The organism is Stutzerimonas chloritidismutans AW-1, from assembly GCF_000495915.1.
GTDB lineage: Bacteria > Pseudomonadota > Gammaproteobacteria > Pseudomonadales > Pseudomonadaceae > Stutzerimonas > Stutzerimonas chloritidismutans.
In genome coordinates this window covers 58818-72509 of sequence record NZ_AOFQ01000054.1, presented here as the reverse complement: position 1 = coordinate 72509, position 13692 = coordinate 58818, and the positions used below count along the sequence as shown (strand labels likewise).

12 protein-coding genes and 2 tRNA genes are annotated in these 13692 nt (G+C 60.0%); 13 read left to right on the top strand and 1 reads right to left on the bottom strand.

The genetic code is table 11. The features are described 5' to 3' along the window. Positions 1 to 25: 25 nt before the first annotated feature. From dapB to F753_RS41695, 5 genes are all read left to right on the top strand, one after another. Positions 26 to 832: a 4-hydroxy-tetrahydrodipicolinate reductase gene (gene dapB, locus F753_RS41715; protein WP_014819225.1), complete on the top strand. Its 807-nt coding sequence runs from the start codon at positions 26 to 28 to the stop codon at positions 830 to 832. A 216-nt stretch (positions 833 to 1048) separates the two neighbouring features. Continuing rightward, complete coding sequence (carA, locus tag F753_RS41710; protein WP_023446169.1) at positions 1049 to 2197, top strand: glutamine-hydrolyzing carbamoyl-phosphate synthase small subunit; 1149 nt, start codon at positions 1049 to 1051, stop codon at positions 2195 to 2197. A 172-nt stretch (positions 2198 to 2369) separates the two neighbouring features. Beyond that, positions 2370 to 5591: a carbamoyl-phosphate synthase large subunit gene (carB, locus tag F753_RS41705; protein WP_023446168.1), complete on the top strand. Its 3222-nt coding sequence runs from the start codon at positions 2370 to 2372 to the stop codon at positions 5589 to 5591. After that, a complete protein-coding gene (greA, locus tag F753_RS41700; protein WP_014819228.1) occupies positions 5588 to 6064 on the top strand; it encodes a transcription elongation factor GreA in 477 nt (158 codons plus the stop codon). The genes carB and greA overlap by 4 nt, the downstream gene beginning before the upstream one ends. Beyond that, entirely contained in the window at positions 6042 to 6473 is a 432-nt protein-coding gene (locus F753_RS41695; protein WP_014819229.1) for a hypothetical protein, read from the top strand. The genes greA and F753_RS41695 overlap by 23 nt, the downstream gene beginning before the upstream one ends. A 33-nt stretch (positions 6474 to 6506) precedes the next feature. Here F753_RS41695 and F753_RS41690 read toward each other — a convergent pair whose 3' ends face one another. Continuing rightward, positions 6507 to 6818 (bottom strand): YhbY family RNA-binding protein, encoded by a 312-nt coding sequence (locus F753_RS41690; RefSeq protein ID WP_023446166.1) that lies wholly within the window; start codon positions 6816 to 6818, stop codon positions 6507 to 6509. A 490-nt stretch (positions 6819 to 7308) separates the two neighbouring features. Between F753_RS41690 and ftsH the strand changes: the two genes are divergently transcribed. The 8 genes from ftsH (at position 7309) to rimP (ending at position 13648) form a co-directional block, all read left to right on the top strand. Then, positions 7309 to 9219, top strand: coding sequence for an ATP-dependent zinc metalloprotease FtsH (ftsH, locus tag F753_RS41685; protein ID WP_023446165.1), 1911 nt, complete (start codon positions 7309 to 7311; stop codon positions 9217 to 9219). 170 nt (positions 9220 to 9389) lie between these two features. Next, positions 9390 to 10241, top strand: coding sequence for a dihydropteroate synthase (gene folP / locus F753_RS41680; RefSeq protein WP_031298081.1), 852 nt, complete (start codon positions 9390 to 9392; stop codon positions 10239 to 10241). 10 nt (positions 10242 to 10251) lie between these two features. Next, on the top strand, positions 10252 to 11589 hold the full coding sequence (gene glmM, locus F753_RS41675; RefSeq protein ID WP_023446163.1) for a phosphoglucosamine mutase: 1338 nt from the start codon (positions 10252 to 10254) through the stop codon (positions 11587 to 11589). A 65-nt stretch (positions 11590 to 11654) separates the two neighbouring features. Further along, positions 11655 to 12410, top strand: a complete 756-nt coding sequence (tpiA, locus tag F753_RS41670) for a triose-phosphate isomerase (protein ID WP_023446162.1) — start codon at positions 11655 to 11657, stop codon at positions 12408 to 12410. Between the two features lie 4 nt (positions 12411 to 12414). Next, positions 12415 to 12798 (top strand): preprotein translocase subunit SecG, encoded by a 384-nt coding sequence (secG, locus tag F753_RS41665; RefSeq protein ID WP_014819235.1) that lies wholly within the window; start codon positions 12415 to 12417, stop codon positions 12796 to 12798. Positions 12799 to 12805: 7 nt separating this feature from the next. After that, positions 12806 to 12891: transfer RNA gene (locus F753_RS41660), tRNA-Leu, on the top strand. Positions 12892 to 12985: 94 nt separating this feature from the next. Further along, positions 12986 to 13062, top strand: a tRNA-Met gene (locus F753_RS41655). A gap of 127 nt (positions 13063 to 13189) precedes the next feature. After that, positions 13190 to 13648 carry a ribosome maturation factor RimP gene (gene rimP, locus F753_RS41650; protein WP_023446161.1) on the top strand — a complete coding sequence of 153 codons (459 nt, stop codon included), beginning with the start codon at positions 13190 to 13192 and terminating at the stop codon, positions 13646 to 13648. Positions 13649 to 13692 lie beyond the last annotated feature (44 nt).

The window sequence follows — 13692 nt, the reverse complement described above, 5'->3', positions numbered from 1 at the left end:
AAGCCTGCAGCCTGGAGCTGAATTGATGCGACGTATTGCAGTGACCGGCGCCGCCGGGCGTATGGGCAAGACCTTGATCGAGGCGGTGCAGCAGACCAGTGGTGCCGCCGGCCTGACGGCGGCCATCGATCGTCCGGACAGCACTCTGGTGGGTGCCGATGCCGGCGAGCTGGCAGCCATCGGTCGTCTGGGTGTGCCGCTGACCGGTGAGCTCGTCAGGGCCATCGATGAGTTCGACGTGCTGATCGATTTCACCCATCCTTCGGTGACCCTGAAGAATCTGGAAGTCTGCCGGCGCGCCGGCAAGGCGATGGTGATCGGTACCACCGGATTCTCGCCTGACGAGAAGGAGCGTCTCGTTGCGGCGGCCAGGGACATCCCGATCGTCTTTGCCGCCAACTTCAGTGTTGGCGTCAATCTGTGCCTCAAGCTGCTGGATACGGCAGCGCGGGTATTAGGTGACGACGTGGATATCGAGATCATCGAAGCGCATCACCGGCACAAGGTGGACGCACCTTCTGGTACCGCGCTGCGCATGGGTGAAGTCGTCGCCGAGGCGCTTGGGCGTGACCTTCAGAAGGTTGCGGTATATGGGCGTGAGGGGCAAACCGGTGCGCGTCAGCGCGACACCATCGGCTTCGCTACCGTCCGTGCCGGCGACGTGGTCGGTGATCACACAGTGTTGTTCGCCGCCGATGGTGAGCGTGTGGAAATCACCCACAAGGCCTCCAGCCGCATGACCTTCGCCAAGGGCGCCGTGCGTGCCGCGCTATGGTTGGACGAGAAGCCGGCAGGTCTTTACGACATGCAGGATGTGCTCGGTCTGAAATGATTCGCTGCGTCGGCTGGCAGCGTCGCGCCCCGTTCGAGTGCGTTTGCCGGCTATTTTGGCTGGACCCGAAAGGCGGTTTTATGTAAGCTTCCCGCTTTAGTGTGTCCACTAAAAGTTGCGCAGAAATGAATCAAACAAAAAGCGGGATGACCTTCACACGTCATCCCGCTTTTTTACAATCTGCGTCTGCTCCAGCCTTGATCTACGGGAGGTCTCTTGACTAAGCCAGCCCTTACGCCAGCCATTCTGGCTCTTGCCGATGGCAGCATCTTTCGCGGCGAATCCATCGGCGCCGATGGGCAAACCATTGGTGAGGTGGTGTTCAACACCGCCATGACCGGCTATCAGGAAATCCTCACCGATCCTTCCTACGCCAAGCAGATCGTAACCCTGACCTATCCTCATGTCGGCAACACTGGTACTACGCCGGAGGATGCCGAGTCCTGGAAAGTCTGGGCTGCGGGTCTGGTTATTCGCGACCTGCCGCTGATTTCCAGCAACTGGCGCGACAAGCAACCCCTGCCTGACTACCTCAAGGCCAATGGCACCGTTGCCATCGCCGGCATCGATACTCGTCGCCTGACCCGTATCCTGCGTGAGAAGGGTGCGCAGAACGGCTGCATCCTGGCTGGTAGCGACGCGACAGAAGAGAAAGCGCTGGAGCTGGCGCGCAGCTTCCCCGGCCTCAAGGGCATGGATCTGGCGAAGGAAGTCAGCGTCAAGGAGCGTTACGAGTGGCGCTCCAGTGTCTGGTGCCTGAAGGATGACGGCCATGCCGAGATTCCCGCCAGCGAGCTGTCCTACCATGTCGTCGCCTTTGATTACGGCGTGAAGTACAACATCCTGCGCATGCTGGTCGCCCGCGGTTGCCGCGTCACCGTGCTTCCGGCACAGACGCCTGCCAGCGAAGCCCTGGCGCTGAACCCGGACGGTATCTTCCTGGCCAACGGCCCGGGTGACCCCGAGCCTTGCGACTACGCGATCAAGGCGATCCAGCAAGTGCTCGAAACCGACATCCCGGTGTTCGGCATCTGCCTTGGTCACCAGTTGCTGGCGCTCGCCTCCGGCGCCACGACCGTGAAGATGCCCAACGGCCACCACGGTGCGAACCACCCGGTTCAGGATCTGAAGACCGGTGTGGTGATGATCACCAGTCAGAACCATGGCTTTGCCGTGGACGAAGCTAGTCTGCCGGCCAATGTGCGTGCGACACACAAGTCGCTGTTCGATGGCACCCTGCAGGGCATCGAGCGCACCGACAAGGTTGCCTTCAGCTTCCAGGGTCACCCCGAAGCGAGCCCGGGGCCGCATGACGTCGCGCCGCTGTTCGACCGTTTCATCGAAGCCATGGCCAAACGACAGTAACGAGTCGTCTTGAGAGTGTAGCGAGCGCGGTCTGGGCGAGGCGCCTGGAACGCAACGACGAGACAGTACAGGTAGTACGGCGAGGAAGTGAGTACCGCGCAACGCAGCCCAGGCGGCGCGCAGTAACTCTCAAGATGACTCGCCGACTGACCTAAGGATTCGAGTAACGAAAATGCCAAAACGTACAGATATCAAAAGCATCCTCATCCTCGGCGCCGGCCCCATCGTCATCGGCCAGGCGTGCGAGTTCGATTACTCCGGCGCTCAGGCCTGCAAGGCGCTGAAGGAGGAAGGCTTCCGCGTCATCCTGGTGAATTCCAACCCGGCGACCATCATGACCGACCCGGCCATGGCTGACGCCACCTACATCGAGCCGATCAAATGGGCCACCGTGGCCAAGATCATCGAGAAGGAGCGTCCGGATGCACTGCTGCCGACCATGGGTGGCCAGACCGCGCTGAACTGCGCGCTGGACCTGGAAAAGCACGGCATTCTGGAGAAGTTCGGCGTCGAGATGATCGGTGCCAACGCCGACACCATCGACAAGGCCGAAGACCGTTCGCGCTTCGACAAGGCGATGAAGGACATCGGTCTTGCCTGTCCGGTATCCGGCATCGCGCATAACATGGAAGAAGCCTACGGCGTGCTCGACAAGGTCGGCTTCCCCTGCATCATTCGCCCGTCGTTCACCATGGGTGGCACCGGTGGCGGCATCGCCTATAACCGTGAAGAGTTCGAAGAGATCTGCGCCCGCGGTCTGGACCTTTCGCCGACCAGTGAGCTGCTGATCGACGAGTCGCTGATCGGTTGGAAGGAATACGAGATGGAGGTGGTCCGCGACAAGAAGGACAACTGCATCATCGTCTGCTCCATCGAGAACTTCGATCCGATGGGCGTGCACACCGGCGACTCGATCACCGTCGCGCCGGCGCAGACCCTGACTGACAAGGAATACCAGATCCTGCGTAATGCCTCGCTGGCGGTGCTGCGCGAGATCGGCGTGGAAACTGGTGGCTCCAACGTGCAGTTCGGCATTTGTCCAGATACCGGCCGCATGGTGGTGATCGAGATGAACCCGCGGGTGTCGCGTTCCTCGGCGCTGGCGTCCAAGGCCACAGGCTTCCCGATCGCCAAGATCGCCGCCAAGCTGGCCGTCGGTTACACCCTCGACGAACTGCAGAACGACATCACTGGCGGTCGCACGCCTGCCTCTTTCGAGCCGGCCATCGACTACGTCGTGACCAAGGTGCCGCGCTTTGCCTTCGAGAAATTCCCCAAGGCCGACGCGCGCCTGACTACTCAGATGAAGTCGGTCGGTGAGGTCATGGCGATCGGTCGCACCTTCCAAGAATCCATGCAGAAAGCGCTGCGTGGCCTGGAAGTCGGCGCAACCGGTTTCGATCCGAAACTGAATCTGGCTGACGCCGAGGCCGAGAGCACCCTCAAACGCGAACTGACGGTGCCGGGCGCTGATCGCATCTGGTATGTCGCCGACGCCTTCCGTGCCGGCAAGACTGTTGCCGAGGTGTTCGAGCTGACCCGGATTGACGAGTGGTTCCTGGTGCAGATCGAGGATCTGGTCAAGGACGAGGAGCACGTCAAGACGCTGGGCCTGTCCAGCATCGACCGCGACATGATGTACAAGCTCAAGCGCAAGGGTTTTTCCGACGCGCGTCTGGCCAAGCTGTTGGGCGTCACCGAGAAGAACCTGCGCAGCCACCGTCACAAGCTCAAGGTGCTGCCGGTCTACAAGCGCGTCGACACCTGCGCCGCCGAGTTCGCTACCGACACGGCCTACATGTATTCGACCTACGAGGAAGAGTGCGAGGCCAACCCGTCGAGCCGCGACAAGATCATGATCCTGGGTGGCGGCCCCAACCGTATCGGACAGGGCATCGAGTTCGACTACTGCTGTGTGCACGCCGCGCTGGCGATGCGCGAAGACGGCTACGAGACCATCATGGTCAACTGCAATCCGGAAACCGTCTCCACCGACTACGACACGTCCGACCGCCTGTACTTCGAGCCGGTAACCCTGGAAGACGTGCTGGAAATCGTCCGTGTCGAGCAGCCCAAGGGCGTGATTGTGCAGTATGGCGGGCAGACCCCGCTGAAGATCTGCCGTGCGTTGGAAGAGGCGGGTGTACCGATCATCGGCACCAGTCCGGATGCGATCGACCGCGCCGAAGACCGTGAACGCTTCCAGCAGATGGTGCAGCGTCTGAATCTGCGTCAGCCGCAGAACGCCACGGCGCGTAGTGAGGAGGAAGCCATCGCTGCGTCCAAGGCGATCGGCTACCCGCTGGTGGTGCGCCCGTCCTACGTGCTGGGCGGCCGGGCGATGGAGATCGTCTACGAGGAAGAGGAACTCAAGCGCTATATGCGTGAGGCGGTTCAGGTGTCCAACGACAGCCCGGTGCTGCTGGATCACTTCCTCAACTGCGCCATCGAAGTGGATATCGACGCGGTCTGCGACGGTACTGACGTCGTCATCGGCGGCATCATGCAGCACATCGAGCAGGCCGGTGTTCACTCCGGTGACTCGGCCTGCTCGCTTCCGGCCTACTCGCTGCCGCAGCATATTCAGGACGAGATTCGTGACCAGGTGCGCAAGATGGCCCTGGAGCTCGACGTGATAGGCCTGATGAACGTACAGATGGCCGTGCAGGGCGAAGATATCTACGTGCTCGAGGTCAACCCGCGTGCTTCGCGTACGGTGCCGTTCGTTTCCAAGTGCATTGGCGAGTCGTTGGCCAAGGTTGCGGTGCGCGTGATGGCTGGCAAGACACTGAAGGAAATCGGCTTCACTCGCGAAATCATCCCGACCTACTACAGCGTCAAGGAAGCGGTATTCCCGTTCGCCAAGTTCCCCGGCGTCGATACCATCCTCGGTCCGGAGATGAAGTCCACCGGTGAGGTGATGGGCGTAGGCGACAGCTTCGCCGAAGCCTTTGCCAAGGCCCAGCTGGGCGCTAGCGAAATCCTGCCGACCTCGGGTTGCGCGTTCCTCAGCGTGCGCGAAGACGACAAGCCTTACGTCGAGCAGGTCGCTCGTGATCTGGTCGGGCTCGGTTTCGAGGTGGTGGCCACCGCCGGCACCGCGCGGATCATCGAGGCGGCCGGACTGCCGGTGCGCCGTGTGAACAAGGTGACCGAAGGCCGTCCTCACGTGGTCGACATGATCAAGAATGACGAAGTCACATTGGTCATCAACACTACCGAAGGCCGCCAGTCCATCGCCGATTCGTATTCCATTCGGCGCAACGCCCTGCAGCACAAGATCTGCATCACCACCACTATCGCGGGTGGCCAGGCAATCTGTGAGGCGCTCAAGTTCGGTCCCGAGAAGACTGTGCGCCGCTTGCAGGATCTCCATGCAGGAATCAAGGCATGACAAAATTCCCAATGACCATCCAGGGCGCTCGCGCCCTGGAAGACGAACTCAAGCATCTGAAGACCGTTTTGCGTCCGCAGATCACCCAGGCGATCGCCGAGGCGCGCGAACTGGGCGATCTCAAGGAGAACGCCGAGTATCATGCCGCGCGTGAGCAGCAGGGCATGGTTGAGGCGCGTATCCGCGACATCGAGGGTCGACTGCAGAACGCGCAGGTTATCGATATCGCCAACATCACGCCGACTGGCAAGGTGATCTTCGGCACCACCGTGGATATCGCCAACGTCGAGACCGACGAGCAGGTGACCTACCAGATCGTCGGCGACGATGAAGCTGACATCAAGCAGGGCAAGCTGTCGGTCAGTTCGCCGATTGCCCGCGCATTGATCGGCAAGGAAGAAGGTGATGTCGTAGCCGTCAAAACGCCCAGTGGGTTGATCGAGTACGAGATTGTCGAAGTCCGCCACGTCTGACCGACAGCCGGCGCGGGCTGGCATCATCACCTGGCAGCTGGCCCAGACATTCTGGGTCGGCGGCTTGTGGCTGCTGCAATTTCTGGTCTTGCCTGCCCTTGGGCGCGTCGGGCTGGCACCTTTATTGGTCGATGAGATCGCTGGCAGCCTGAAGCCGCTGCTGGTCGGCTTTGCCGCATTCTGTAGCGCGCTGCAGGCGCTGGTCTTGGTTCAGGTGATGGGGCTGCGCGGCTTGTGGCGTGACGTTCGCGGCCAGCTTTTGCTGACAGTAATGATGCTCGCGGGCAGCCAGTTGTTGATGCGGGCGGGCTGGTTCGACTCGCTCTACTGGGCCAGCTTCAGCTTTCTGGTGATGGCGCTGTGTGGCCTGATGCTGGTCTTGCAGCCCGCTCCGGGACGCGAGTACTGAGCGCGCGGCAGATTGAGTCTGCCGCGCACGATCTCAGGCCTGGAAGCGGTGAATATTCGAAAGCTGCTTGTTCGGCTTCGGATTCTTGCGGTACACCAGGGCCATCTTGCCGATGGCCTGTACCAGCTCGCACTTGCCGAGCTTGCACAGTTCTTCCATCAGTGCGCGGCGGTCTTCACGCTCTGCGAGGCGGAACTGGATCTTGATCAGCTCATGGTCGTTCAGGGCCCGCTCGAGTTCGGCTTGAACGCCCTCGGTCAGTCCGTTCTCGGCTACGATCAGGACCGGTTTCAGATGGTGGCCGATGGATTTGTACTGCTTCTTTTGCTCGTTGGTGAGCGGCATATGTCGACCCTTGCGTCAGAACCTTGGAAACGGCGGCTAGTGTAACCGAGAGGTGCATGACCGCACAGATGAGGCGTCAGCTTGGGGCATGCTGTGTCCGTCCGTACCGACAAAAAGTTCTTCTTCGGTGGCTGGGATCGTGCGTCGAATGTCTCTGGATACGCGTCAGATATCAGCTGACGAAAAATCATGCCGGCCTTGTGATTGTCCATACGGCCCCAATATGGGTTGCAGAGTTGCGTCGCGGGGCGCGCTGCTTCAAAAAATGTAGCGAATAGCGCTCGGTGCAAAATGCCATATCTTGTGGTCTATCGTGCAGGCTTCAGTTGAATGGACGGCTCGGTGTTACAAGGGCTAGGCTGTTTCATAGGGTTACAGACCGGCTGCCAGTTCCAGTACGTTGTGTAGTAAGTTAGGCCGAGCAACCAACCGGCCGTCATGCGGCCCGCAGACAACGGGTTTGCTCCAGAGGGTAGTTAATTTGAACGACATGGCAAAAAACCTGATTCTGTGGCTGATCATCGCCGCCGTCCTGGTCACGGTGATGAACAACTTTTCCAGCCCCAGCGAGCCGCAGACGCTGAGCTATTCCGACTTCCTCGAGCAGGTCAAGGAAGGGCGCGTCGAGCGTGTGACGGTCGATGGTTTCGTGATCATCGGCAAGCGCAGCGAAGGCGATACCTTCAAGACCATTCGCCCGGCGATTCAGGACAATGGTCTGATCGGCGATCTGCTCGACAACAACGTGCTGATCGAGGGCAAGCAGCCTGAGCAGCAAAGTATCTGGACCCAGCTTCTCGTTGCCAGCTTCCCGATTCTGGTGATCATCGCTGTATTCATGTTTTTCATGCGGCAGATGCAGGGCGGTGCGGGTGGCAAGGGTGGGCCGATGAGTTTCGGCAAGAGCAAGGCGCGCCTGCTTTCCGAAGATCAGGTCAAGACGACCTTTGCTGACGTCGCCGGCTGCGATGAGGCGAAGGAAGAAGTCCACGAGCTGGTCGAGTTCCTGCGTGATCCTGGCAAGTTTCAACGTCTTGGCGGTCGCATTCCGCGTGGTGTGCTGATGGTCGGCCCGCCCGGCACTGGTAAGACGCTGCTGGCCAAGGCGATTGCAGGTGAAGCCAAGGTGCCGTTCTTCACCATTTCCGGTTCGGATTTCGTCGAGATGTTCGTCGGTGTCGGTGCCAGTCGTGTCCGCGACATGTTCGAGCAGGCGAAGAAGCACGCGCCGTGCATCATCTTTATCGACGAGATCGATGCAGTTGGTCGTCATCGTGGCGCAGGTCTCGGTGGTGGGCACGATGAGCGCGAGCAGACCCTGAACCAGTTGCTGGTGGAGATGGACGGTTTCGAGATGAACGACGGGATCATCGTCATTGCGGCGACCAACCGTCCCGATGTGCTCGATCCTGCGCTTCTTCGTCCAGGGCGTTTCGACCGTCAGGTGGTGGTCGGCCTGCCGGACATTCGCGGTCGCGAGCAGATCCTGAAGGTGCACATGCGCAAGGTGCCGATCAGTGAGAACGTTGAGCCCGCTGTAATTGCGCGTGGGACGCCGGGTTTCTCCGGTGCGGATCTCGCCAACCTGGTCAACGAGGCTTCGCTGTTTGCTGCGCGTTCCAATAAGCGCATCGTCGAAATGCGTGAGTTCGAGCTGGCCAAGGACAAGATCATGATGGGCGCCGAGCGCAAGTCCATGGTCATGTCCGAAAAGGAGAAGCTCAACACCGCTTACCACGAAGCAGGTCATGCCATCGTTGGGCGCGTGGTCCCCGAGCATGATCCCGTTTACAAGGTCTCCATCATTCCTCGTGGTCGGGCGCTAGGCGTCACCATGTTCCTGCCAGAGGAAGATCGTTACAGCCTGTCGAAGCGCGCGCTGATCAGCCAGATCTGTTCTTTGTTCGGAGGGCGGATTGCGGAAGAGATGACGCTGGGCTTCGAGGGTGTCACCACGGGTGCGTCGAACGACATCATGCGCGCCACGCAGTTGGCGCGAAACATGGTGACCAAGTGGGGCTTGTCGGAGAAGCTTGGCCCGTTGATGTATGCCGAAGAAGAAGGCGAGGTGTTTCTCGGTCGCAGTGCCGGCAGCCAGCATTCCAATGTATCCGGTGAAACCGCGCGGCTGATCGATGAAGAGGTCCGCAGCATCATCGACCACTGCTACGGAACGGCCAAGCAGATCTTGACCGATAATCGCGACAAGCTGGATGTGATGGCCGAAGCCTTGATGAAGTACGAGACCATCGATGCGCCGCAGATCGACGACATCATGGCTGGGCGCACACCTCGAGAGCCGCGTGATTGGGAAGGCGGCTCGGGCGCGTCCGGTACGCCAGTCATGCCGGATGATAGTCGCCCGCAAACCCCGATCGGTGGTCCTGCCGGCGAGCATTGACGGCATGCGCAAGCCGATGGCTGCATCGGGCGCGTGAAAATCGGAGACACCAGAAGGGGCGCATAGGCGCCCCTTCTGGTGTAAATTGTCCAGCCCGCTGCGCCATGGTGGTGCAGTTGGTGTGGGGGCGCCTGTTCAGGGTGTCCGGCCTGAAAGCTCAAGGCTCGTAAATGACCGAATCTCTTTCCCCCGCTCGGCTGGTATGTGGCAGCCGGGTTCTCGATCTTTCCCGTCCTCATGTGATGGGGATTCTCAATGTCACACCCGATTCTTTCTCTGATGGTGGTCGCTTTGCCGAGCGCGAGGCAGCCCTGCGGCATGCCGAAGCAATGGCCGTGGCTGGGGCTACGCTGATCGATGTTGGTGGCGAGTCTACGCGCCCTGGCGCGCGCGCCGTCTCGCCGACCGAGGAGCTGGAGCGGGTCGCACCGGTCGTAGAGATGATCGCACGGGAGCTCGACGTGGTCGTTTCGGTGGATACGTCCACGCCCGCAGTCATCCGCGAGTGTGCGCGGCTGGGCGCTGGGCTGATCAACGATGTGCGCTCGCTGCAGCGCGACGGTGCGCTGGATGCCGCGGCTGATGCTGGCCTGCCGGTCTGCCTCATGCACATGCGCGGCGAGCCAGGTGATATGCAGAGGGATCCCCGCTACGACGACATTGTGGAGGAGGTTTGTTCGTTTCTTGAGCAGCGAATGGGTGCGTGTGCTGCGGCGGGAATCCCGCTCGATCGCATCGTCCTTGATCCCGGCTTCGGCTTCGCCAAGACGCTGAACCATAATCTTGTGCTGTTCAGGCGTATGGAGGTATTGCATCGGCTGGGTCGGCCATTGCTGGTCGGTGTCTCACGCAAGAGCATGATCGGGGCCGTGCTGGGTCGGCCAGTTGATGAGCGCTTGTACGGCAGTCTGGCTTTGGCGGCGCTCGCCGTAGGCCAGGGCGCGCAAATTGTGCGCGTCCATGACGTTGCCGAGACGGTTGATGTAGTTCGAATGATTGCTGCAGTGCAGGCGGCGCAATAGGGAAGGCACCATGACTAGAAAATACTTCGGTACCGATGGCATCCGTGGGCATGTCGGACAGGCTCCGATCACCCCGGACTTCATGCTCAAGCTGGGTTGGGCGGCTGGCATGGCCTTTCGCAAGCAGGGAAAGTGCCGGATTCTGATCGGAAAGGACACGCGTATTTCGGGCTACATGTTCGAGTCAGCATTGCAGGCGGGCTTGTCGGCGGCTGGCGCGGACGTACTGTTGCTTGGGCCTATGCCGACGCCCGCAGTCGCCTATCTGACGCGTACCTTCCATGCTGAGGCGGGTATTGTGATCAGCGCTTCGCACAATCCGCATCACGATAACGGAATCAAGTTCTTTTCCGGTCGCGGCACCAAGCTTCCTGATGAAGTGGAGCTGATGATCGAGGAGTTGATCGATGCGCCGATGACCGTGGTCGACTCGGCACAGCTTGGCAAGGCATCCCGCATCAATGACGCGGCTGGCCGTTATATCGAGTTCTGCAAGAGCAGCGTGCCAACCAGCACTGATTTCTCCGGGTTGAAGCTGGTGATCGACTGCGCGCATGGCGCGACTTACAAGGTTGCACCCAGCGTGTTCCGTGAGCTGGGCGCCGAGGTGGTGGTTATAGGTGCGCAGCCGGACGGTCTGAACATCAATGCCGATGTCGGCTCCACTCATGTCGGGCAGCTGCAGAAGGCGGTTGTCGATCATGGCGCGGATCTGGGCATAGCCTTCGATGGCGACGGTGACAGGGTGATGATGGTCGACCACACCGGTGCGGTCGTGGATGGCGACGAACTGCTTTACATCATTGCGACTGATTTGCAGGAGCGAGATCGGTTGGCTGGCGGCGTTGTCGGCACGCTGATGAGTAACCTGGGGCTTGAGCTTGCCTTGAAAGCGCGGGAGATACCGTTCACCCGCGCCAAGGTGGGAGATCGCTACGTGATCGCGGAGATGCTTGAGCGTGGCTGGGCACTGGGTGGTGAAAACTCCGGGCATATAGTCTGTGCGCAGCACACCACCACGGGCGATGCGATCATCGCGGCGTTGCAGGTGGTGCTGGCGCTTCGTCGGCGCGGCCAGACGCTCGCGCAGGAGCGACTGGCTTGGCACAAGTGCCCTCAGGTGCTGATCAACGTGCGCTTTTCTGGCGAGCGCGATCCAATTTCGCATCCTAGCGTGCAAGCTGCTTGCGACAGTGTTACCGAGCGCATGGGTGGTCGTGGCCGCGTGCTTTTGCGCAAGTCCGGGACCGAGCCGCTGGTGCGTGTCATGGTTGAAGGCGATGACGAAAGTCAGGTGCGTGGCATGGCTGAGGAGCTGGCGAAGATCGTTACCGAAGTTTGTGCGTAATCGCGCTTGCCAGGGCGTTTGCTGTTGAGTAACATCTGCGCCCACTTTGACCGATGAGGTAAAGCATGCGTCGCCCCATGGTAGCTGGTAACTGGAAAATGAACGGTACCCGCGCTAGCGTCGCAGAGCTTGTCGAGTCTCTCCGGATGCAGGTTTTGCCTGCGGATGTCGAGATTGCGGTGTTTCCCTCCGCTGTGCATGTCTCTCAGGTTCTGGATGGTGTTGATGGTGAGCATGTTGCCGTCGGTACCCAGGATTGTGCGGCGCAGAATGGCTTCGGGGCGCTGACCGGTGAGGTTTCGGCTGAGCAGTTCGCTGATTTCGGTTGTAAGTGGGTTCTGGTTGGTCACTCAGAACGTCGCCTGTTGTTGGGTGAGACGGACGAAGTGGTCAGTCGCAAGTTTTCGGCAGCGCAGGTGGGTGGTCTTAAGCCTGTGTTGTGCTTGGGTGAGACGCTTGAAGAGCGACGGGCAGGCAAGACGCTCGAAGTGGTTGGGCGACAGTTGGCGCGAGTGCTGGATGACCGTGGTGTCGCCGCATTCGAGTCGGCGGTTATTGCTTACGAGCCTGTTTGGGCGATTGGTAGTGGCTTGACCGCAACGCCTGAGCAGGCGCAGGAAGTACATGCTGCCATTCGAGAGCAGTTGTCGCGTCATGATGGCCGCATCGCTGAAGGCGTAAGGCTTCTGTACGGCGGCAGCGTCAAGGCGGAGAATGCCGCTGAGCTATTCGCAATGGCGGATATTGACGGGGGGTTGGTTGGTGGAGCCTCTCTGAAAGCGGATGAATTTGGTGCGATCTGTCGCGCCGCGGGGAACTGAACAGATGTTGCAGACTGTCGTGATTGTGGTGCATCTGCTGGTTGCTCTAGGTGTTGTTGCGCTGGTACTGCTGCAGCAGGGCAAGGGTGCAGATGCTGGTGCTTCGTTCGGTTCGGGTGCTTCGGCAACTGTTTTCGGAAGCCAAGGTTCTGCTACCTTTTTGAGTCGGCTTACTGCTATACTCGCCGGCGTTTTTTTCGTGACCAGTCTGGGTTTGGCGTTCTTCGCGAAACAGCAGGCTGATCAGTTGTCCCAGGCGGGGCTGCCGGATCCAGCTGTGCTGGAAGTGCCGGCCAGCAAGCCAGCAGTCGAAGACGTCCCTGTGCTCGAGCAGCGCAAGTCGGCGGACGCTGCTGGTGATCTCCCTGAGGTGGAGGAAGGGCAATAAGGTTTTTGCCGAGGTGGTGGAATTGGTAGACACGCTACCTTGAGGTGGTAGTGGCCATAGGCTGTAGGGGTTCGAGTCCCCTCCTCGGTACCAAACAAGCAGGCCCGCCTAGTGCGGGCTTTCTTGTGTTTAAGGGTTTCGGTTGACCTGTATTAGGCATGGGTCGTATAATTCGTGCCCAGTTTGACGCGGGGTGGAGCAGTCTGGTAGCTCGTCGGGCTCATAACCCGAAGGTCGTTGGTTCAAATCCAGCCCCCGCAACCAGTCAATAAAGAGCCCCTGTACAGGGGCTTTTTATTAGCTTGAGGCCAGGTCGCCGGCATTTACAGGCGGTCAAAGGGATGGGCGTTTCGCCCATTTTTCATTTGTACAGCATGCGCGAGGGACTTCGATGTCGAGCAAGCTAGAACAGTTGCAGGCCTTGTTGGCCCCGGTGGTTGAGGCGCTTGGCTATCAGTGCTGGGGTATTGAGTTCATTTCCCAGGGGCGGCATTCACTGTTGCGTGTCTATATCGACCATGCCGATGGCATCCTCATCGACGATTGCGAGAAGGTCAGTCGTCAATTGAGCGGTGTGCTCGATGTGGAAGATCCAATCAGCGTGGACTACACCCTTGAGGTTTCTTCTCCTGGCATGGATCGGCCGCTGTTCACGATCGAACAGTACACGGCCCATATCGGTGATCAGGTAAAAATAAAGCTGCGCTCGCCCTTCGAGGGCAGGCGCAATTTCCAGGGTCTTCTCCGTGGGGTGGAAGAGCAGGATGTCGTGGTGCAGGTGGACGACCATGAATACCTGCTGCCGATCGACATGATCGATAAGGCCAACATCATTCCCCGTTTTGACTGAGAACGGTTCCCGCGGACCCCAATGGATTGCGAAAGGCGAGGCGT